The organism is Klebsiella sp. K-Nf6 (assembly GCF_002806655.1).
GTDB lineage: Bacteria > Pseudomonadota > Gammaproteobacteria > Enterobacterales > Enterobacteriaceae > Klebsiella > Klebsiella variicola.
The window spans coordinates 370,255-389,560 of record NZ_PIBN01000003.1 but is presented as its reverse complement, the minus strand read 5'-3'; the positions used below and the strand labels follow the sequence as shown (position 1 = coordinate 389,560).

Below are 19,306 nucleotides of genomic sequence, written 5' to 3'. Positions count from 1 at the left end.
GGCCCGGGCAGTCTACGTGCGCGTAGTGGCGAGTCGGGGTGTCATATTCAACGTGAGAAGTGTTGATGGTGATACCACGAGCTTTTTCTTCCGGCGCGTTATCGATCTGGTCGAATGCACGAGCAGAACCACCGTAGGTTTTAGCCAGAACGGTAGTGATGGCAGCAGTCAGGGTAGTTTTACCATGGTCAACGTGGCCGATAGTACCAACGTTGACGTGCGGTTTTGTACGTTCAAATTTTTCTTTAGACACGGCTATATTCCTTACTATAGTGCTCTCCCCACCGGAGAGAGCACGGGACTTAGGTTTTAATCCTGTGGATTATTTACCACGGGCTTCAATAACGGCCTGAGCAACGTTGTTCGGCGCATCATCATACTTCAGGAATTCCATGGTGTATGATGCACGACCTTTGGTCAGAGAACGCAGCTGAGTTGCATAACCGAACATTTCGGACAGCGGTACTTCAGCGTGGATCTTAACGCCGGTTACTTCGGATTCCTGACCGCGCAGCATACCGCGACGACGGCTCAAGTCACCGATAACATCACCCGTGTTCTCTTCCGGAGTTTCTACTTCAACCTTCATGATCGGCTCAAGCAGAACTGGTTTTGCTTTCTTAAAGCCTTCTTTAAAGGCAATAGACGCAGCCAGTTTAAACGCCAGCTCAGAGGAGTCAACGTCGTGGTAAGAACCGAAGTGCAGACGGATACCCATATCAACTACCGGGTAACCTGCCAGCGGACCAGCTTTCAGCTGTTCCTGGATGCCTTTATCAACGGCCGGGATGTATTCGCCAGGAATTACACCACCTTTGATGTCGTTGATGAACTCGTAACCTTTCGGGTTAGAGCCCGGCTCCAGCGGGTACATGTCGATCACAACGTGACCGTACTGACCACGACCACCAGACTGCTTGGCGTGTTTACCTTCGATATCGGTAACTTTCGCGCGAATCGCTTCACGGTAAGCAACCTGAGGTTTACCAACGTTCGCTTCAACGTTGAATTCACGCTTCATACGGTCAACGATGATGTCGAGGTGCAGCTCACCCATACCAGCGATGATGGTCTGGTTAGACTCTTCGTCAGTCCATACACGGAATGACGGGTCTTCTTTAGCCAGACGACCCAGAGCCAGACCCATTTTTTCCTGGTCAGCTTTGGTTTTCGGCTCAACGGCGATGGAGATTACCGGCTCAGGGAATTCCATACGCTCCAGAATGATCGGCGCATCCGGGTCACACAGGGTGTCACCAGTGGTTACGTCTTTCAGACCGATAGCAGCAGCGATGTCGCCCGCGCGAACTTCTTTGATCTCTTCACGTTTGTTAGCGTGCATCTGAACGATACGACCGAAACGCTCACGTGCAGTTTTCACGGAGTTCAGTACGGTATCACCAGAGTTAACCACACCGGAGTACACACGGAAGAAGGTCAGGTTACCCACGAACGGGTCGGTAGCGATTTTGAACGCCAGTGCAGAGAACGGCTCTTCGTCGCTTGCGTGACGCTCAGCCGGAGTATCTTTACCGTCGTCCAGAATACCGTTGATTGCCGGAACATCGACCGGGGATGGCAGGTAATCAATTACCGCATCCAGCATCGCCTGAACACCTTTGTTCTTGAACGCAGAACCGCAGGTTACCAGGATGATTTCGTTGTTCAGAACGCGCTGACGCAGAGCTTTTTTGATCTCTTCTTCAGTCAGTTCTTCACCACCCAGGTATTTTTCCATCAGCTCTTCGGAAGCTTCCGCAGCGGACTCGATCAGGTTCTGGTGCCATTCGTCAGCCAGGTCCTGCATTTCAGCCGGGATATCTTCGTATTCGAAGGTAACGCCCTGGTCGGCATCGTTCCAGTTGATGGCTTTCATTTTCACCAGGTCAACAACACCGGTGAAACCTTCTTCAGCACCAATCGCCAGCTGCAGCGGAACCGGGTTCGCGCCCAGACGGGATTTGATCTGACCAACAACTTTCAGGAAGTTCGCACCCATGCGGTCCATTTTGTTAACGAACGCAATGCGCGGAACTTTATATTTGTTTGCCTGACGCCATACGGTTTCAGACTGCGGCTGAACACCACCAACTGCGCAGTAAACCATTACCGCACCATCAAGAACACGCATGGAACGTTCTACTTCGATAGTGAAGTCAACGTGCCCCGGGGTGTCGATGATGTTTACACGGTGCGGTTCATACTGCTTAGCCATACCAGACCAGAATGCAGTAGTCGCAGCGGAAGTGATGGTGATACCACGTTCCTGCTCCTGCTCCATCCAGTCCATGGTAGCGGCGCCGTCATGAACTTCACCGATTTTGTGGTTTACACCGGTGTAGAACAGAATACGTTCGGTAGTAGTGGTTTTACCGGCGTCGATGTGCGCACTGATACCGATGTTACGGTAGCGTGCGATGGGTGTTGTACGAGCCATTTGATTCCTCGTTTATTTCTTTAGGCGTTCAGTTAAGTTATCCAGAGCGGGCGACTCATCTGAAGCGCCCGCCTGGTGACTATGACTCCGAAGGGATTACCAACGGTAGTGTGCGAACGCCTTGTTGGCTTCGGCCATACGGTGAACGTCTTCACGTTTCTTAACTGCAGTACCTTTGTTGTCTGCAGCATCAGTGAGTTCGTTCGCCAGGCGCAGAGCCATGGATTTATCACCGCGTTTACGAGCAGCTTCAACGATCCAACGCATTGCCAGAGCATTACGACGAACCGGACGAACTTCAACTGGAACCTGATAAGTAGAACCACCAACGCGGCGAGACTTAACTTCTACAGTCGGGCGCACGTTGTCGAGAGCGACTTCGAAAGCTTCCAGTTCATTTTTACCAGAGCGCTGAGCCAGGGTCTCCAGCGCGCTGTATACGATTGCTTCTGCAGTAGATTTTTTACCATCTACCATCAGGATATTGACAAATTTAGCCAGCAGTTCTGATCCGAACTTCGGATCCGGCAGAATTTTACGCTGACCAATGACGCGACGACGTGGCATGGAAATACTCCGTTGTTAATTCAGGATTGTCCAAAACTCTAAGAGTTTAGTATGACATTAAGGTAAATCAGTTTGGCCTTACTTAACGGAGAACCATTAAGCCTTAGGACGCTTCACGCCGTACTTGGAGCGAGCCTGCTTACGGTCTTTAACGCCGGAGCAGTCAAGCGCACCACGAACGGTGTGGTAACGAACACCCGGAAGGTCTTTAACACGACCGCCACGGATCAGGATCACGGAGTGCTCCTGCAGGTTGTGACCTTCACCACCGATGTAGGAGGTGACTTCGAAACCGTTAGTCAGACGCACACGGCAAACTTTACGCAGTGCGGAGTTCGGTTTCTTAGGAGTGGTGGTATATACGCGAGTACATACGCCACGTTTCTGCGGGCAGGCTTCCAGCGCAGGCACGTTGCTCTTTGCAACTTTGCGTGCGCGTGGTTTGCGTACCAGCTGGTTAATTGTTGCCATTAAATAGCTCCTGGTTTTAGCTTTTGCTTCGTAAACACGTAATAAATCGCCTCATATAATATGAGGACGCAGAATTTTAGGGCGGTGCCGAAAAGGTGTCAAGAAATATACAACGATCCCGCCATCACCAGGCCAACTGACCGGCATGTTTTACCGTGAGTCTGACGAAATCAGTATAGCTAACCCTACCGACACTGTCCGCAATTTGACCAGCCAACCCGCGGGCGTCAACGTCGTCTTGCAGCACATAGAGGGTTATGGGGGCGGATTGCAGGATCTCAAGGAAGCGACCGCCGGCGATGGCCGCCGTGACGCCATCAGACAGCAATAACAGATCGTCGCCGTGATCCATCACGCGAAGCATTGCTGCGATATCGGCATGCCAGGGAGAAACACTGAGCGTATGGAGCATGGGGACCTCAGAAACGCAAAATCACATCAAATTCATGCAGACGGGCGCGCAGGGTATCCGGCGCCAGGCATTCGACATCCACCGCCCACGGAGTAGCGGGGTCCAGACCGCGCTCCCGCGCGGAGTCGGCACACAGCCAGCACTGATCGATGTCATACAGTGACAGCAGTTTAAAGGTGGCTATGTAGTCGCGAGCCAGCACTGCACCCGGCCGTTGATCGGGCAGCAGTTGAAAAACGCCGTCGCCGACAAAAAATACGCCAATCTCGTCGGTAAGCGCGGAGGTGGCGAGTAACGCATCGAGGCCTTCCCTGCCGGCGGCGCTACCGTGCGGCGCGGAGGAAAAAACAAAAGCTACACGTTTCATCAGAACTGTACCATCCGATCGCAAGTGAGCGCGGCTTCCGCCAGCGCACCGAGCCCGCTAAGCGTGAAACCCGGCTGCAAATTGTGGCTGGCCAGCGCGAGCTGTTGCGCTTCACGTTCGTCCGTTACGCCTCGACGTAAGGCAGCCGCCACACAGATGTGCAATGCCACACCTTGTTCATCGTGCAGTGACTGCCATGCGCGCACCAGATCGAACTCATCGCTGGCGGGCGCCGTCAGCTGATTAGCGTTGAGTACGCCTTCGCGATAGAAAAAAACACATGCCAGTTCATGACCTTCCTGCAAAACGGCCTGGGCAAACTGCCAGGCGCTGCTTGCCTGCTGCGTCCCATAGGCAGGGCCAGTCACCGTAATGGCAAAACGCATTACTTATCCAGCCCCTGGAAATCGCCGCTCTTGAACTGGCGGATATAGAGGTAGACGGTGTGCTTGGAGATGTTCAGACGATCGGCCACCTGGTTAATGGCGTCTTTGATATCGAAGATCCCTTTTTCATAGAGATTCAGCACGATTTGGCGGTTTTTCGCATTATTAGACACGCTGCGATCGGCATTCACCTCTTCAATGGTGAATTCCAGCGTCTGCGCGACCAGATCGTCAACCGAGGAAGCAAAGTTCACCGGTGAGTTGACCTCCGGCGTTTCTGGCGGAATAAAGGTGCTCATGATCTGGGAAAACGGAACATCCAGATTCATGTTGATGCACAGCAGACCAATCACCCGATGATCGCGGTTGCGAATGGCAATCGTCACCGACTTCATCAGTACGCCGCTTTTGGCGCGGGTGAAGTAGCATTTGGAAACGCTGCTATCGGCGCCAGTCATATCGTGCAGCATGCGCAGCGCAAGATCGGTAATCGGTGAACCGATTTGGCGGCCGGTATGTTCACCATTGGCGATACGAATGGCAGAGCATTTAAGATCCTGCAAAGAATGCAGCACGATTTCACAGTGCGAACCGATGAGCATCGCCAACCCGTCCACCACCGCTTCATAAGATTTAAGAATATCGAAATCGGTCTGGTCAAAGGGACGTTGATCCAGCAGGTCAAGCTCGCTGGTTTCGTTGGTTAAAAGCGACCTGGACATGAAAAAAAGCACTCCTTTTCAGGAGCCTGTCGTTATTGTCAGGGCAGGCTCATCATCATTATTAAGCTATCTAAAGTAATACAGCGCCTGAGGATCTTTCCAGTTTTAATTATATCTGCGCTCAATAAAAAAGCCGCCGCCTCTGACGAGACGGCGGCCTGAACTCGATTACTTCTTAGCGTCAGCGTTCGCGTCTGCGGCTTTCGCTTCGCCAGCGGCTTCCGGCTGTGCATCTGCCTTCGGCGCCGGTTTGATATCCAGCAGTTCTACGTCAAAGACCAGCGTAGAGTTGGCCGGGATCCCCGGAACGCCGGTTTTGCCGTACGCCAGATCCGGTGGAATGACCAGCTTGATTTTACCGCCTTTCTTGATGTTCTTCAGGCCTTCCGTCCAGCCCGGGATCACGCCGTCCAGGCGGAAAGAGAGCGGCTCACCACGGGTATAAGAGTTATCAAACTCTTTACCATCGATCAGGGTGCCTTTGTAGTTAACGACCACAGTGTCGCTGTCTTTCGGCGCATCACCAGTGCCTTCTTTCTCGACTTTATACAGCAGGCCAGTTTTCGAGGTTTTCACGCCCTTCTCTTTAGCAAAGCTATCGCGGAAGGTTTTGCCTTTGGCTTCGTTCTCAGTTGCGTCTTTTTCCATTTTCTGCTGAGCCGCGGTCTTCACGCGCGTTTCAAAGGCCTGCAGAGTCTGTTCGATCTCCTGGTCGGACAGCTTGCTCTTGTCGGCAAACGCGTCCTGTACGCCGGCGATCAGCTGGGCTTTGTCCAGCTTGATGCCCAGCTTTTCTTGTTCTTTCAGGGAATTTTCCATGTAACGCCCCAGGGACGCGCCCAGCGCATAGGCGGATTTCTGATCGTCATTTTTAAATGCCGATTTACTCTCAGCCGCTGGGGCTGCCTTCGCCGCCGTATCTGCAGCAAAGGTCAGCGGTGCATTCAGGGCGACGGCCATTGTGGTCGCCAGCAGCGTTACTTTAAACAGTGATTTCATCCATTTCTCCAGGGCCGGGGCCTCTCACCCCAGGGTTATCGTAAAAAGCAAAAAACGTACTATAGAACGTTGCCGTTAAAATCTACATACGGACGTTCCTGAATATCGCCTCTTTTAGGACTATTTTTGTATGAATAAGTTTCCTGTCAGACGCAGCGATGCTGCGCGAAAAGAGAAACTTAAGTAGAATCCGCTCGCAGGATCAGACTAAAGAGGTTACCCATGCACGATAGCACATTAGAAACGCGCCTTGCAGAGCTGGAAAGCCGGCTGGCGTTTCAGGAAATCACCATCGAAGACCTCAATAAAACCGTGACCGCCCACGAGATAGAGATGGCGAAGATGCGGGAGCATATGCGTCTGATGATCGAGAAACTGAAGGCGACCCAACCGTCCCATATCGCCTCTCAGGCAGAAGAGACGCCGCCGCCGCATTATTGAGACGTAAAAAAAGCGGGTTTCCCCGCTTTTTTTGGCTATCCGCGCGAACGCGACGCCATTAGTGGCAACCGCAACCACCGTTACCGCAACCACCTTTGCCGTGTTCATGGTCGTGACCATGATCGTGGCCGTGGCCGCCGCAGCAACCGTCATGACCGTGGTCATGATCGTGATCGTGGCCATGAGCGCCATGCACGTGACCATGCTCCAGCTCTTCAGCCGTTGCTTCACGGATAGCGACAACTTCCACATTGAACTTCAGGTTCTGGCCAGCCAGCATGTGGTTGCCATCAACCACAACGTGGTCGTCTTCAACTTCAGTGATTTCTACCGGTACTGGACCCTGATCGGTCTCCGCCAGGAAGCGCATGCCAACCTGCAGTTCATCAACGCCCATAAAGACGTCTTTCGGTACACGCTGCACCAGGTTTTCGTCATACTGGCCGTAAGCGTCGTTAGCGCCGACAGCTACGTCAAATTTGTCGCCCACTTCGTGGCCATCCAGCGCGTTTTCCAGGCCGGAAATCAGGGAGCCGTGACCATGCAGGTAATCCAGCGGCGCGCTTACCGGAGACTCATCAACCAACACACCGTCTTCTGTACGTACCTGATAGGCCAGGCTGACCACCAGGTCTTTTGCTACTTTCATGATATCTCCTGAGATGGGAAGAATAGTGGCGCAGATTGTAGCGGAATTCTGCAGCCGTGTACCCTCTAGCTTAAAAAAAGCCGACGGATAACGCTAGTCGGGATGAAAAATGCCAATCACCTGCTCCTCTTTGCGTACATGCTCGCGGGCCTCTTTATCCGCCTCACGCATTTGGTGACCACACTTAACGCATTCAACGACATCAACATTATTCTCACGCCACATCGCCAGCGAATCCTGCGCCTGGCACGCCGGACATTTAGCCCCGGCAATAAAACGTTTACGTACTGCCATATGATTTACCTTTATTCAAACTCGTCCCAGCCGTCCAGCTGCCGGCTTTCTTTCTGCATTTCACGCTGAAAAATCTCTTCCAGTTCGCGTCGGGCTTCCCGCACGCGAGATATCTGTACCGTATCAGTATGCACCGGCATTAACTCACGCAGCATTCGCATATCGAGCCGTCGGAAGTGCAGCTGCGCGCGCTGCGCCTGGTGAGGATGCATGCCCAGGGTGATAAGCGCTTTCCGCCCCAGCTCCAGCGCGCTGGAGAAGGTTTCACGAGAAAACTGCGTCACGCCGGCCTGCAGCAGCTCATGCGCCTCAACGCGGCCGCGTGCGCGGGCCAGAATATGCAGATGTGGAAAGTGTTGTTGACACATTTCCACCAGCCGCATGGTGTCTTCCGGCTCATTACAGGTGATGACGATCGACTGCGCCTCTTCCGCACCTGCCGAGCGCAGCAGCTCCAGCTGGGTGGCATCGCCAAAATAGACTTTATAGCCATAGTTGCGCATCAGATTCACCGCGCTGATGTCCCGCTCCAGCACCGTAATACGCATCTTATTGGCCATCAGCAGGCGGCCGATGACCTGACCAAAGCGACCAAACCCGACAATAATCACCTGCGGCTTGTCATCCTCCACCCACGGCGCCTCATCGGTATCGTCCGCTGGATTCAGCCGTCGCGACAATAGCCTATCTATCCCCTTCATCAGCAGCGGCGTCGTCATCATCGACAACGTCACCGCCACCAACAGCAGCGCCATCTGGTCATGCTGGAACAACCGCTGAGAGGCGGGCAACGAAAAGAGGACAAAGGCGAACTCGCCGCCCTGGCTTAATACGCCCGCGAACTGCATCCGCTCTGAACTTCGCAGGCCATAGAGGCGGGCCAGGAGATAGAGCACCAGCATTTTTACCGCCACCAGCACCGCCACGCTCACCGCCACCCACAGCAGATGGGTGTACAGCACGCCAAGGTTCAACGCCATGCCGACGGAGATAAAGAACAGCCCGAGCAGCAGCCCCTTGAACGGATCGATAGCGATTTCCAGTTCGTGGCGATACTCGCTTTCCGCCAGCAGCACGCCGGCAATAAAGGTACCCAGCGCCATCGACAGCCCCAGCGCCTCCATAAACAGCGCAGACCCAAGAACCAGCAGCAGCGTGGCGGCAGTAAACACTTCCCTGACCCCCGAGCTGGCGATAAAGCGGAACACCGGCCGCAGCAGATAACGTCCGCCAATCAGCATCCCGGCAAAGGCCAGGACCTTCATGCCGACCGTCAGCCAGTTAACATGCTCCTCCGCTGAACCGGCCAGCAGGGGCACCAGCGCCAGCGCCGGGATCACTGCCAGATCCTGAAACAGCAGCACCGAAAAGCCTAATTGCCCCGACTCACTACGGCTCATTCCCTTCTCACGCATCAGCTGCAGCGCCATGGCGGTGGAAGACATCGCCAGGCCGATCCCGCCGACCACCGCCGCCTGCCATGAAAACCCGGTCGTCATCAGCAGACCGCCGAGGATCGCCGCGCTGAGCATCACCTGCGCCGCGCCAACGCCGAAGATGGAGCTCCGCAGCCGCCATAACTTGGCCGGATTAAGCTCCAGGCCGATGATAAACATCAGAAACACTACGCCGAGCTCAGAGAAATGGAGAATCTCATCCACATCGCTGATAAACCCAAGTCCCCACGGACCAATCGCAATCCCGGCCAGCAGATAGCCCAGCACCGCGCCAATACCCAGTCTTGAGGCCAGAGGGACGGCAATAACGGCGGCGAACAAAAACAGAACGCCCGCCAGCAGCAAATCAGATCCCGCCATGTATACCTCCGGCGGCGATGGGGTTGGCCAGCCAGTCCCGGTAGGCCCGGGCGCGGCTACGCAGCTCCTCTGGCTGTTGCCGCCGGGCCCAGTAGACAATAATGGGACTCATCCAGTGCATACGGCACATGCCGGCGGTCAGTTCAAAAGGACGTAAAATTTCGTTCATCGGATAGCGATTGGCATCGCGACGGTAGGCGCTCTCAGGTTCGCCGGTGGTGATCACACTACGCCAGTACTTTCCCGCCAGCTCGTTCCCTCCGGCACCGCTGGCGAAGCCGCGGCTCAACACACGATCCAGCCACTCCTTGAGCAGCGCCGGACAGCTCCAGGTATATAAAGGATGCTGGAAAACAATCACCTCATGCTGGCGCAGCAGATCCTGTTCATGAGCGATATCGATAAAAAAATCCGGATAGTGCGCGTAAAGATCGTGCACGGTGACGTTCGGCAACTGTAAGGCCGGCTCTAATAAAACCCGGTTGGCCACGGAATCATGAGATTCTGGGTGGGCATACAGCAGCAACACTTTCGCTGTCTGAGACATCATTCCCCTCCCGTAGGTCTTCTGGCGGCCTGTGCAGCCCCGGCGTTCTGACACCGCCAGAATGACTTTGTGTATCGTCTTCGTTTTGGGCTACCATGGCGGCCCGGTGAAGCGATTCGCTTCCACACTACATTATCATAATGACAAATTAACATAGTCTGAACATACGGCGCCTTATGATTGTTTTCTCCTCGTTACAAATTCGTCGCGGCGTACGCGTCCTGCTGGACAACGCCACCGCTACCATCAACCCAGGTCAGAAGGTCGGACTGGTGGGGAAAAACGGCTGCGGGAAATCGACGCTGCTATCGCTTTTGAAAAACGAGATAAGCGCTGACGGCGGCAGTATGACCTTTCCAGGCAGCTGGCAGCTGGCATGGGTGAATCAGGAAACCCCGGCGCTGCCTCAGCCGGCTATCGATTATGTTATTGATGGCGATCGAGAATACCGCCAGCTGGAAGCCGCGCTCCAGCAGGCTAATGAGCGCAACGACGGCCATGCCATCGCCACGGTCCACGGCAAGCTGGACGCCATCGACGCCTGGACTATCCGTTCGCGCGCTGCCAGCCTGCTGCACGGTCTGGGATTCAGCAACGAACAGCTGGAGCGGCCGGTCAGCGATTTTTCCGGCGGCTGGCGTATGCGCCTTAACCTCGCCCAGGCGCTGATTTGCCGTTCTGATCTGCTGCTGCTCGATGAACCGACTAACCACCTCGACCTCGATGCCGTCATCTGGCTCGAAAAATGGCTTAAGGGTTACACGGGTACGCTGATCCTGATCTCACACGATCGCGATTTTCTCGATCCTATCGTCGACAAAATTATCCATATCGAACAGCAGACGATGTTTGAGTACACCGGTAACTACAGCTCGTTCGAAGTGCAGCGCGCTACCCGACTTTCTCAGCAGCAGGCGATGTACGAAAGCCAACAGCAACGCGTTGCGCATCTGCAAAGCTATATCGATCGCTTCCGCGCCAAAGCCACCAAGGCCAAGCAGGCGCAAAGCCGTATCAAAATGCTGGAGCGGATGGAGCTTATCGCCCCGGCGCACGTGGATAACCCGTTCCACTTCAGCTTCCGCCAGCCGGAGAGTCTGCCTAACCCGTTACTGAAAATGGAGAAAGTCAGCGCCGGTTACGGCGAGCGTATTATCCTCGACTCCATCAAGCTCAATCTGGTGCCGGGCTCGCGCATCGGCCTGCTGGGCCGCAACGGCGCCGGGAAGTCGACGCTGATTAAGCTGCTGGCGGGCGAACTCCAGCCGGTGAGCGGCGAGATCGGCCTCGCAAAAGGTATCAAGCTCGGCTACTTCGCCCAGCATCAGCTTGAGTTCCTGCGTGCCGATGAATCACCGATACAGCATCTGGCTCGCCTGGCGCCGCAGGAGCTGGAACAAAAGCTGCGTGATTATCTGGGCGGCTTTGGTTTCCAGGGCGATAAAGTCAGCGAAGAGACCCGCCGCTTCTCCGGTGGAGAAAAAGCGCGTCTGGTACTGGCCCTGATCGTCTGGCAGCGCCCTAACCTGCTGCTGCTCGATGAACCGACCAACCACCTTGACCTCGATATGCGTCAGGCCTTAACCGAAGCGCTGATCGACTTTGAGGGGGCGCTGGTTGTCGTGTCGCACGATCGTCACCTGATCCGCTCCACCACCGACGATCTGTACCTCGTCCATGACGGTAAAGTTGAGCCGTTCGACGGCGATCTGGAAGATTATCAGCAGTGGCTCAGCGACTCGCAAAAACAGGAATCCCAGAGCGGCGAGGCGCCAAAAGAGAGCGGCAACAGCGCGCAGGCACGCAAGGACCAGAAGCGTCGAGAAGCGGAACTGCGCAGCCAGACCCAACCGCTGCGCAAAGAGATCGCCCGTCTGGAAAAAGAGATGGACAAGCTCAACGCGCAGTTGGCCAGTGCGGAAGAAAAACTTGGCGACAGTGAGCTTTATGACGCCTCACGCAAAGCCGAGCTGACCGAATGCCTGCAGCAGCAGGCCAGTGCGAAGTCCGGGCTGGAGGAGTGCGAAATGGCCTGGCTGGAGGCCCAGGAGCAGCTAGAGCAGATGCTTCAGGAAGGCTAATATTGACTTCCTCATCCTGCCTGCGCGTACGATGCCGCTGGCAGGGTGGGTTTATGCCCTCTCCATGGCCTGCCATCGGTGACATCAATGATTTGTTTTTGGTGTAACCTCGAGTCACTGGCCACAAGACCACATATTGGCTAACCCCTGTGCGCCCTGCGCGGTATAGTCATCATCACGTTTATTAATTGTTCTGGTGCTATGGTTGAAATCATCCCCACAGACATGACGCCCCCCGAAAACGATTCGCGTGAGTTCCATCCGATGCGCGGCGTGGGCAATCGTCATCTGCAAACCATGCTGCCGCGGCTGATCCGCCGTAAATTGCGCTTTACCCCGCACTGGCAGCGCCTAGAGCTGCCGGACGGCGATTTTGTCGATCTGGCCTGGAGCGAAGATCCGCATCAGGCGCGCCATAAGCCGCGCCTTGTCGTCTTTCATGGTCTGGAAGGAAGCCTGCACAGCCCATATGCCCATGGTCTGATCCACGCGGCGATGCAGCGCGGCTGGCTGGGCGTGGTTATGCATTTCCGCGGCTGCAGCGGCGAACCTAACCGCAATCACCGCATCTATCACTCCGGCGAAACGGAAGATGGCACCTGGTTTCTGCACTGGCTACAGCGCGAGTTTGGTCCCGCGCCGACTGCGGCCGTCGGCTATTCACTGGGCGGCAATATGCTGGGCTGCCTGCTGGCAGAAGAAGGCGACCGCTGCCCGCTGGATGCGGCGGTGATCGTCTCCGCGCCTTTCATGCTCGAAGCCTGCAGCTATCATATGGATAAGGGCTTCTCGCGGGTTTATCAGCGCTATCTGCTCAATCTGTTAAAAGCCAATGCCTCACGCAAGCTGAAAGCGTATCCGGGCTCACTGCCTGTCGATTTACGCCAGCTCAAAGGGATGCGCCGCATCCGGGAATTTGACGATATGATCACCGCCAAAATCCATGGCTTCGCCGATGCGCTGGATTATTACCGGCAATGCAGCGCCATGCCGCGGCTCAGCGATATCACTAAGCCGACGCTCATCATTCACGCGAAAGATGACCCATTTATGGATCACCACTCCATACCACCGCAGGAGCAACTGCCCGCGAACGTTGAGTATCAATTAACCGAGCAAGGCGGTCACGTTGGTTTCGTCGGCGGCACCCTGCGTAAGCCGGAGATGTGGCTGGAACGACGCATCCCGGACTGGCTAAACCGTTGGCTGGAGGACCCCGTATGATTATTCCCTGGCAGGATCTGGATCCCGAAACGCTGGATAACCTGATTGAAAGCTTTGTGTTACGTGAAGGCACCGATTATGGTGAACATGAACGTTCACTTGCCGATAAAGTCGCCGATGTTAAACAGCAGCTGAAACGCGGAGAGGCGGTCCTCGTGTGGTCTGAACTGCATGAGACGGTCAATATTATGCCGCGCGGCCTGTTTAACGGCTAAGGCGACGCCACTACATCGTTTAACCAGGGAGTTGTTATGTCTGCCAAACATCCGGTGATCGCCGTCACGGGCTCCAGCGGCGCGGGCACTACCACCACCAGCCTTGCCTTTCGCAAAATCTTCGCGCAGCTAAACCTGCACGCCGCGGAGGTAGAAGGCGACAGCTTTCATCGCTATACCCGCCCGGAAATGGACATGGCGATCCGCAAGGCGCGGGATCAGGGCAAACATATCAGCTACTTTGGCCCGGAGGCGAATGACTTCGGCCTGCTGGAGCAGACCTTTGTCGACTATGGTCGCCACGGAAAAGGCCAGTCGCGGAAATATCTTCACACCTATGACGAAGCCGTGCCGTGGAATCAGGTACCGGGGACCTTCACCCCCTGGCAGCCGCTGCCGGAGCCGACAGATGTACTGTTCTATGAAGGGCTGCACGGCGGGGTTGTCACGCCGCATCATGATGTCGCCAGCCATGTCGACCTGCTGGTCGGCGTAGTGCCTATCGTTAACCTCGAGTGGATCCAGAAGCTCGTTCGCGACACCAGCGAACGCGGCCACTCCCGGGAGGCGGTGATGGACTCGGTCGTCCGCTCGATGGAAGACTACATCAATTTCATCACCCCACAGTTTTCCCGCACCCATATCAACTTTCAGCGCGTGCCGACGGTGGACACTTCCAACCCGTTTGCTGCGAAAACTATTCCCTCGCTGGACGAGAGCTTTGTGGTGATCCATTTCCGTAACCTGCAGAATATCGACTTTCCCTGGCTGCTGGCGATGCTGCAGGGGTCGTTTATCTCGCACATGAACACGCTGGTGGTGCCGGGCGGTAAAATGGGGCTGGCGATGGAGCTTATCATGACGCCGCTGGTCGAGCGCCTGATGGAAGGCCGCAAGATCGGCTAACAGAAAAAACCCCGGCCAGGCCGGGGTTGAGATGCTTCACTATGGCAGGTGAAGACTACGCCTCGATCACTTCATAGGAGTGGGTGATCTTCACCGCTTTTTCCAGCATCAGTGCCACCGAGCAGTATTTCTCTGCCGACAGATCCACCGCACGGGAGACCGCGGCATCTTTCAGCGCCTTACCGGTGACGATAAAGTGCAGATTAATATGCGTAAACAGACGCGGTGCCTCTTCGCGGCGCTCAGACGTCAGCTTCACTTCACAGTTGGTCACCTCATGGCGACCTTTTTGCAGAATGGAGACGACATCGATCGCACTGCAACCGCCCGCCGCCATCAGCACCATCTCCATCGGGCTGGGTGCCTTATCCCCGGAGTTGCCATCCATCAGAATCTGGTGTCCTGACGCGGACTCCCCGATAAAGGTTAACCCTTCAACCCATTTCACACGCGCTTGCATAAAATTTAACTCCAGTATCGCAATTTTCCTGTCAGATTACGCGCACATAACAATTCTCGCAACGGAAGGCGACCTGCGTCATGCTGAAGCGAGACACCAGGAGACATGCGGCGAAAGCTATGCTAAAACAGTCTGGATGCTACAGTATTACATTGATGTACTGCATGTATGCAGAGGAGTTCACATTACGGGCTGTCGAAAAATCATCAGCCAGCTTCCCAGGTATAGGGAAACAATACGATTGCATGCCCGGACGCCGTGTAGTGTCGGCGCCCGGAGATAGCTTATAACAGAGGATAACCGCGCATGGTGCTTGGCAAACCGCAAACAGACCCTACCCTTGAATGGTTCTTGTCTCATTGCCACATTCATAAGTACCCATCAAAGAGCACGCTGATCCACCAGGGTGAAAAAGCAGAAACGCTGTACTACATCGTTAAAGGCTCCGTGGCTGTACTCATCAAGGATGAAGAAGGTAAAGAGATGATCCTCTCCTACCTCAACCAGGGCGATTTCATCGGTGAATTAGGCCTGTTTGAAGAGGGTCAGGAGCGTAGCGCCTGGGTACGGGCGAAAACCGCATGTGAAGTGGCCGAAATCTCTTATAAGAAATTCCGTCAGCTGATCCAGGTTAACCCGGACATTCTGATGCGTCTCTCTTCGCAAATGGCTCGCCGTCTGCAGGTCACGTCTGAGAAAGTGGGCAACCTCGCCTTCCTCGACGTGACGGGCCGTATCGCCCAGACGCTGCTGAACCTGGCGAAGCAACCCGATGCCATGACCCACCCGGACGGTATGCAAATTAAAATTACCCGTCAGGAAATTGGTCAGATCGTCGGCTGCTCTCGTGAAACAGTTGGCCGTATTTTGAAAATGCTGGAAGATCAGAACCTGATTTCCGCACACGGTAAAACTATCGTCGTCTACGGCACCCGTTAAGTTGCTAAGCGGCGTATTGCTCCTGCAGTACGCCGTTCTTGTTTTTCCCTCATGTGGCGCAGGCTGATTTACCACCCGGAAGTCAACTATGCACTGCGGCAAACGCTGGTGCTGTGTCTGCCTGTGGCCATCGGTCTTCTGCTCGGCCATCTCCAGCAGGGGCTGTTGTTTTCCTTAGTGCCCGCCTGCTGCAACATTGCCGGTCTTGATACCCCGCATAAGCGCTTTTTCAAACGCCTGATTATCGGCGGCTGTTTGTTTGCCGGATGCAGTCTGGTCGTGCAGTTGCTGCTCGCCCAGGACATTCCTTTGCCGCTTATTCTCAGCGGTCTGGCGCTATTGCTCGGCGTCACCGCGGAGATCAGTTCGCTGCACGCTCGCCTGCTGCCCGCGTCGCTGATCGCCGCTATCTTTACCCTGAGCCTGGCGGGCAATATGCCCATCTGGGAACCACTGCTGATCTACGCTTTCGGTACGCTGTGGTACGGCGTGTTTAACTGGCTCTGGTTCTGGCTGTGGCGCGAACAGCCGCTGCGGGAGTCGCTCAGCCTGCTTTACCGGGAACTGGCTGACTATTGTGAAGCCAAATACAGTCTGTTGACCCAGCATACCGATCCGTCGACCGCCCTGCCGCCGCTGCTCACCCGCCAGCAGAAGGTAGTCGACCTGATTACCCAGTGCTATCAGCAGATGCATATGCTGGCCGCCAACCAACGCAACGATCACAAGCGTCTGCTGCGGGCGTTCCAGGTTGGGCTGGATCTACAGGAACATATTTCGGTTAGCCTGCATCAGCCAGAAGAGGTGCAAAAGCTGGTGGAACGCAGCCATGCCGAAGCGGTGATCCGCTGGAATGCGCAAACCGTCGCTGCCCGCCTGCGCGTGCTGGCGGATGATATTCTCTATCATCGCTTTCCGCAGCGCTTTCAGATGGATAAACAGATTGAGGCTCTGGAAAAGATCGCCCGCCAGCATCCGGACAACCCGGTCGGTCAGTTCTGCGCCTGGCACTTTAGCCGTATCGCCCGGGTGCTGCATACCCAGCGCCCCCTGTATGCCCGGGATCTGATGGCCGACAAAGAGCGTCGTTTACCGCTGTTTCCCGCGCTAAAGAATTATCTGTCGCTGAAATCACCCGCACTGCGCAATGCCGCCCGCATCAGCGTGATGCTGAGCGTCGCCAGCCTGATGGGCAACGCCCTGCATTTGCCGAAGCCCTACTGGATCCTGATGACGGTGCTCTTCGTCACGCAAAACGGCTACGGCGCCACGCGGGTGCGAATTGTTCACCGGGCGGCGGGAACGCTCGCCGGTCTGGTCATCGCCGGGCTAACCTTGCACTTTCACGTTCCGGAGAGCTATACCCTGAGCGGGATGCTGCTGATTACCCTGCTCAGCTATCTGATCATCCGTAAACACTATGGCTGGGCGATGGTAGGCTTTACGGTGACGGCGGTGTATACCCTGCAACTGCTGACGCTCAACGGCGAACAGTTTATTGTCGCCCGGCTTATCGACACGCTTATCGGCTGCCTGATCGCCTTCGGCGGGATGGTCTGGCTCTGGCCGCAGTGGCAGAGCGGCCTGCTGAAAAAAAACGCCCACGATGCGCTGGAGGCCGACCAGCAGGCGATTCGCCTGATCCTCAGCGCCGACCCGAAAGCCCCCGCGCTGGCCTACCAACGCATGCGCGTCAACCAGGCGCATAACGCGCTCTACAACTCCCTGAATCAGGCGATGCAGGAGCCCGGGTTTAATACCCACTATCTGGAAGATATGAAGCTGTGGGTGACGCACAGCCAGTTTATCGTCGAACACATCAACGCTATGACCACCCTCGCCCGGGAGCACACGATGCTGACCCCGGATCTTGCCCAGCGCTATCTCGAATCCTGTGAGATTGCCCTGCAGCGCTGCCAGCAGCGGCTGGACAGCGATGGTCCCGGCAGCGCAGGGGATGCCAATATTCTGGAGTCGCCGGAAACAGAGGTGCCGAACGGTCCGTTAAGCACCCTGGAGCAACACCTGCAACGCATTCTGGGCCATCTGAACACCATGCATACCATTTCGTCAGTGGCATGGCGTCAGCGGCCGCATCATGGCATCTGGCTGCGGAAAATCAGCCGTTAATCACCTTTGCCACTGCCAGGGCAAAGCGCGCCATCCCCTCGGCAATATCCTGCTCTTCGATGATCAGCGAGGGAACAAAACGCATCACGTCCGGCCCGGCGTTGAGCACCATGACGCCGGCTTCCGCAGCGGCATAGAGGAAATCGCGCGCGCGGCCCTTGTGCTGCGGCTTGAGTTCGGCGCCAATCAGCAGGCCCATCCCGCGAATATCACTGAACAGATCAAATTCAGCATCCAGCTGCTGCAAGTGTTTGACGAACAGTTCGCGCTTCGCGCTCACGCCATCCAGCACCGCCGGGGTATTGATCAGGTCGAAGGCGGCGTTGGCGACCGCGCAGGCCAGTGGGTTGCCGCCATAGGTTGAGCCATGGGATCCCGCATGGAAGGCACTGGCGATCTCATGGGTGGTCAGCATGGCGCTGACCGGGAAGCCGCCGCCGAGCGCCTTGGCGCTGGTCAAAATATCCGGAGTCACACCGTAGTGCATATAGGCGAACAGCGATCCGGTACGCCCCATGCCGCACTGCACTTCATCAAAGACTAACAGCGCCTGGTGCTGATCGCACAGCTCACGGAGCCCCTGCAGGAAGGCCGGCGTCGCTGCCGTCACGCCGCCTTCGCCCTGAATCGGCTCCACCACCACCGCGCAGGTGTGGTCATCCATCACCGCTTTTACCGCCTGCAGGTCGTTGAAGGGAACATGGACAATGTCCGCCGGTTTCGGGCCGAAACCATCGGAGTACTTCGGTTGCCCGCCGACGGAAACGGTAAACAGGGAGCGGCCATGGAAGGCATTATGGAAGGCAATGATTTTGGTTTTATACGGGCTATGGCGGGTCACCGCATAGTGACGCGCCAGCTTGAAGGCCGTTTCATTGGCTTCAGTCCCGGAGTTCATAAACACCACGCGCTCGGCGAAGGTGGCATCGACAAGTTTACGTCCCAGACGCAGCGCTGGCTCATTGGTAAAGACGTTGCTGGTGTGCCACAGCGTTTCACCCTGCTCGTGGAGCGCCGCCACCAGCGCCGGGTGGCAATGACCGAGCGCCGTCACCGCAATGCCGCCAGCGAAATCGACATACTCTTTGCCCTGCTGATCCCAGACGCGGCTGCCTTTCCCTTTCACAGGGATGAATTCTGCTGGTGCATAAATCGGCAAAATAACTTCATCGAATGTGGCGCGGGTGATTGCCGGTTGTTCAGTTGCCATGTCTTGCCCATCCCTCTTCGTTATGCAGATGT

At 55.8% G+C, this 19,306-nt stretch carries 22 protein-coding genes; 7 read left to right on the top strand and 15 right to left on the bottom strand.

What is annotated here, in order from left to right; translation table 11 throughout:
• The 9 genes from CWM61_RS08255 to fkpA all read right to left on the bottom strand — a co-directional run.
• On the bottom strand, window positions 1–253 hold a 253-nt coding region (locus CWM61_RS08255; protein ID WP_032983140.1), incomplete at its 3' end, for a GTP-binding protein.
• Between the two features lie 69 nt (window positions 254–322).
• Complete coding sequence (gene fusA / locus CWM61_RS08250) at window positions 323–2,437, bottom strand: elongation factor G (RefSeq protein ID WP_100631046.1); 2,115 nt, start codon at window positions 2,435–2,437, stop codon at window positions 323–325.
• A gap of 96 nt (window positions 2,438–2,533) precedes the next feature.
• On the bottom strand, window positions 2,534–3,004 hold the full coding sequence (gene rpsG, locus CWM61_RS08245; protein WP_008807044.1) for a 30S ribosomal protein S7: 471 nt from the start codon (window positions 3,002–3,004) through the stop codon (window positions 2,534–2,536).
• A 96-nt stretch (window positions 3,005–3,100) separates the two neighbouring features.
• Window positions 3,101–3,475, bottom strand: coding sequence for a 30S ribosomal protein S12 (rpsL, locus tag CWM61_RS08240; protein WP_002920115.1), 375 nt, complete (start codon window positions 3,473–3,475; stop codon window positions 3,101–3,103).
• 124 nt (window positions 3,476–3,599) lie between these two features.
• A complete protein-coding gene (tusB, locus tag CWM61_RS08235; RefSeq protein ID WP_008807043.1) occupies window positions 3,600–3,887 on the bottom strand; it encodes a sulfurtransferase complex subunit TusB in 288 nt (95 codons plus the stop codon).
• A gap of 7 nt (window positions 3,888–3,894) precedes the next feature.
• On the bottom strand, window positions 3,895–4,254 hold the full coding sequence (gene tusC / locus CWM61_RS08230) for a sulfurtransferase complex subunit TusC (protein WP_074387079.1): 360 nt from the start codon (window positions 4,252–4,254) through the stop codon (window positions 3,895–3,897).
• Window positions 4,254–4,640 carry a sulfurtransferase complex subunit TusD gene (gene tusD / locus CWM61_RS08225; protein WP_074387078.1) on the bottom strand — a complete coding sequence of 129 codons (387 nt, stop codon included), beginning with the start codon at window positions 4,638–4,640 and terminating at the stop codon, window positions 4,254–4,256. The genes tusC and tusD overlap by 1 nt, the downstream gene beginning before the upstream one ends.
• Complete coding sequence (locus CWM61_RS08220; RefSeq protein ID WP_002920130.1) at window positions 4,640–5,362, bottom strand: transcriptional regulator; 723 nt, start codon at window positions 5,360–5,362, stop codon at window positions 4,640–4,642. Before CWM61_RS08220 ends, tusD begins: the two co-directional genes overlap by 1 nt.
• A 168-nt stretch (window positions 5,363–5,530) precedes the next feature.
• Window positions 5,531–6,361 (bottom strand): FKBP-type peptidyl-prolyl cis-trans isomerase, encoded by an 831-nt coding sequence (fkpA, locus tag CWM61_RS08210; protein WP_008807040.1) that lies wholly within the window; start codon window positions 6,359–6,361, stop codon window positions 5,531–5,533.
• A 222-nt stretch (window positions 6,362–6,583) separates the two neighbouring features.
• On the opposite strand from fkpA, the gene CWM61_RS08205 reads away from it, so the two are divergent.
• A complete protein-coding gene (locus CWM61_RS08205; protein ID WP_002920136.1) occupies window positions 6,584–6,802 on the top strand; it encodes a protein SlyX in 219 nt (72 codons plus the stop codon).
• Between the two features lie 58 nt (window positions 6,803–6,860).
• Here the strand turns inward: CWM61_RS08205 and slyD are convergent, their stop codons facing one another.
• The 4 genes from slyD to kefG all read right to left on the bottom strand — a co-directional run bounded on the left by slyD (window position 6,861) and on the right by kefG (window position 10,112).
• Complete coding sequence (gene slyD / locus CWM61_RS08200) at window positions 6,861–7,451, bottom strand: peptidylprolyl isomerase (RefSeq protein ID WP_008807039.1); 591 nt, start codon at window positions 7,449–7,451, stop codon at window positions 6,861–6,863.
• Between the two features lie 93 nt (window positions 7,452–7,544).
• Window positions 7,545–7,745, bottom strand: coding sequence for a YheV family putative zinc ribbon protein (locus CWM61_RS08195; RefSeq protein ID WP_002920143.1), 201 nt, complete (start codon window positions 7,743–7,745; stop codon window positions 7,545–7,547).
• Window positions 7,746–7,756: 11 nt separating this feature from the next.
• A complete protein-coding gene (gene kefB / locus CWM61_RS08190; protein WP_100631045.1) occupies window positions 7,757–9,562 on the bottom strand; it encodes a glutathione-regulated potassium-efflux system protein KefB in 1,806 nt (601 codons plus the stop codon).
• A complete protein-coding gene (gene kefG, locus CWM61_RS08185) occupies window positions 9,549–10,112 on the bottom strand; it encodes a glutathione-regulated potassium-efflux system ancillary protein KefG (RefSeq protein WP_074387076.1) in 564 nt (187 codons plus the stop codon). The genes kefB and kefG overlap by 14 nt, the downstream gene beginning before the upstream one ends.
• 173 nt (window positions 10,113–10,285) lie before the next feature.
• On the opposite strand from kefG, the gene CWM61_RS08175 reads away from it, so the two are divergent.
• The 4 genes from CWM61_RS08175 to CWM61_RS08155 all read left to right on the top strand — a co-directional run bounded on the left by CWM61_RS08175 (window position 10,286) and on the right by CWM61_RS08155 (window position 14,535).
• Entirely contained in the window at window positions 10,286–12,190 is a 1,905-nt protein-coding gene (locus tag CWM61_RS08175) for an ABC transporter ATP-binding protein (RefSeq protein ID WP_074387075.1), read from the top strand.
• Window positions 12,191–12,415: 225 nt separating this feature from the next.
• Window positions 12,416–13,414: a hydrolase gene (locus tag CWM61_RS08165; RefSeq protein WP_165784225.1), complete on the top strand. Its 999-nt coding sequence runs from the start codon at window positions 12,416–12,418 to the stop codon at window positions 13,412–13,414.
• Window positions 13,411–13,629 carry a YheU family protein gene (locus CWM61_RS08160; RefSeq protein ID WP_061153124.1) on the top strand — a complete coding sequence of 73 codons (219 nt, stop codon included), beginning with the start codon at window positions 13,411–13,413 and terminating at the stop codon, window positions 13,627–13,629. Before CWM61_RS08165 ends, CWM61_RS08160 begins: the two co-directional genes overlap by 4 nt.
• Before the next feature lie 36 nt (window positions 13,630–13,665).
• Complete coding sequence (locus tag CWM61_RS08155) at window positions 13,666–14,535, top strand: phosphoribulokinase (RefSeq protein ID WP_061153123.1); 870 nt, start codon at window positions 13,666–13,668, stop codon at window positions 14,533–14,535.
• Between the two features lie 55 nt (window positions 14,536–14,590).
• Here the strand turns inward: CWM61_RS08155 and CWM61_RS08150 are convergent, their stop codons facing one another.
• Window positions 14,591–14,995: an OsmC family protein gene (locus tag CWM61_RS08150; RefSeq protein WP_004202200.1), complete on the bottom strand. Its 405-nt coding sequence runs from the start codon at window positions 14,993–14,995 to the stop codon at window positions 14,591–14,593.
• Between the two features lie 306 nt (window positions 14,996–15,301).
• On the opposite strand from CWM61_RS08150, the gene crp reads away from it, so the two are divergent.
• Both crp and CWM61_RS08135 read left to right on the top strand, forming a co-directional pair.
• Window positions 15,302–15,934: a cAMP-activated global transcriptional regulator CRP gene (gene crp / locus CWM61_RS08140; protein WP_000242758.1), complete on the top strand. Its 633-nt coding sequence runs from the start codon at window positions 15,302–15,304 to the stop codon at window positions 15,932–15,934.
• Window positions 15,935–15,985: 51 nt separating this feature from the next.
• On the top strand, window positions 15,986–18,064 hold the full coding sequence (locus CWM61_RS08135) for a YccS/YhfK family putative transporter (RefSeq protein ID WP_100631044.1): 2,079 nt from the start codon (window positions 15,986–15,988) through the stop codon (window positions 18,062–18,064).
• On the opposite strand, the gene argD is transcribed toward CWM61_RS08135, so the two are convergent.
• A complete protein-coding gene (argD, locus tag CWM61_RS08130; protein ID WP_100631043.1) occupies window positions 18,054–19,274 on the bottom strand; it encodes a bifunctional acetylornithine/succinyldiaminopimelate transaminase in 1,221 nt (406 codons plus the stop codon). The genes CWM61_RS08135 and argD overlap by 11 nt on opposite strands.
• Window positions 19,275–19,306: the final 32 nt, after the last annotated feature.

What these genes read in the sequence shown, in the direction of transcription:
- fusA (WP_100631046.1), bottom strand. Translation starts at nt 2,437, where the DNA reads ATGGCTCGTACAACACCCATCGCACGCTACCGTAACATCGGTATCAGT.
- rpsG (WP_008807044.1), bottom strand. Translation starts at nt 3,004, where the DNA reads ATGCCACGTCGTCGCGTCATTGGTCAGCGTAAAATTCTGCCGGATCCG.
- rpsL (WP_002920115.1), bottom strand. Translation starts at nt 3,475, where the DNA reads ATGGCAACAATTAACCAGCTGGTACGCAAACCACGCGCACGCAAAGTT.
- tusB (WP_008807043.1), bottom strand. Translation starts at nt 3,887, where the DNA reads ATGCTCCATACGCTCAGTGTTTCTCCCTGGCATGCCGATATCGCAGCA.
- tusC (WP_074387079.1), bottom strand. Translation starts at nt 4,254, where the DNA reads ATGAAACGTGTAGCTTTTGTTTTTTCCTCCGCGCCGCACGGTAGCGCC.
- tusD (WP_074387078.1), bottom strand. Translation starts at nt 4,640, where the DNA reads ATGCGTTTTGCCATTACGGTGACTGGCCCTGCCTATGGGACGCAGCAG.
- CWM61_RS08220 (WP_002920130.1), bottom strand. Translation starts at nt 5,362, where the DNA reads ATGTCCAGGTCGCTTTTAACCAACGAAACCAGCGAGCTTGACCTGCTG.
- fkpA (WP_008807040.1), bottom strand. Translation starts at nt 6,361, where the DNA reads ATGAAATCACTGTTTAAAGTAACGCTGCTGGCGACCACAATGGCCGTC.
- CWM61_RS08205 (WP_002920136.1), top strand. Translation starts at nt 6,584, where the DNA reads ATGCACGATAGCACATTAGAAACGCGCCTTGCAGAGCTGGAAAGCCGG.
- slyD (WP_008807039.1), bottom strand. Translation starts at nt 7,451, where the DNA reads ATGAAAGTAGCAAAAGACCTGGTGGTCAGCCTGGCCTATCAGGTACGT.
- CWM61_RS08195 (WP_002920143.1), bottom strand. Translation starts at nt 7,745, where the DNA reads ATGGCAGTACGTAAACGTTTTATTGCCGGGGCTAAATGTCCGGCGTGC.
- kefB (WP_100631045.1), bottom strand. Translation starts at nt 9,562, where the DNA reads ATGGCGGGATCTGATTTGCTGCTGGCGGGCGTTCTGTTTTTGTTCGCC.
- kefG (WP_074387076.1), bottom strand. Translation starts at nt 10,112, where the DNA reads ATGATGTCTCAGACAGCGAAAGTGTTGCTGCTGTATGCCCACCCAGAA.
- CWM61_RS08175 (WP_074387075.1), top strand. Translation starts at nt 10,286, where the DNA reads ATGATTGTTTTCTCCTCGTTACAAATTCGTCGCGGCGTACGCGTCCTG.
- CWM61_RS08165 (WP_165784225.1), top strand. Translation starts at nt 12,416, where the DNA reads ATGACGCCCCCCGAAAACGATTCGCGTGAGTTCCATCCGATGCGCGGC.
- CWM61_RS08160 (WP_061153124.1), top strand. Translation starts at nt 13,411, where the DNA reads ATGATTATTCCCTGGCAGGATCTGGATCCCGAAACGCTGGATAACCTG.
- CWM61_RS08155 (WP_061153123.1), top strand. Translation starts at nt 13,666, where the DNA reads ATGTCTGCCAAACATCCGGTGATCGCCGTCACGGGCTCCAGCGGCGCG.
- CWM61_RS08150 (WP_004202200.1), bottom strand. Translation starts at nt 14,995, where the DNA reads ATGCAAGCGCGTGTGAAATGGGTTGAAGGGTTAACCTTTATCGGGGAG.
- crp (WP_000242758.1), top strand. Translation starts at nt 15,302, where the DNA reads ATGGTGCTTGGCAAACCGCAAACAGACCCTACCCTTGAATGGTTCTTG.
- CWM61_RS08135 (WP_100631044.1), top strand. Translation starts at nt 15,986, where the DNA reads ATGTGGCGCAGGCTGATTTACCACCCGGAAGTCAACTATGCACTGCGG.
- argD (WP_100631043.1), bottom strand. Translation starts at nt 19,274, where the DNA reads ATGGCAACTGAACAACCGGCAATCACCCGCGCCACATTCGATGAAGTT.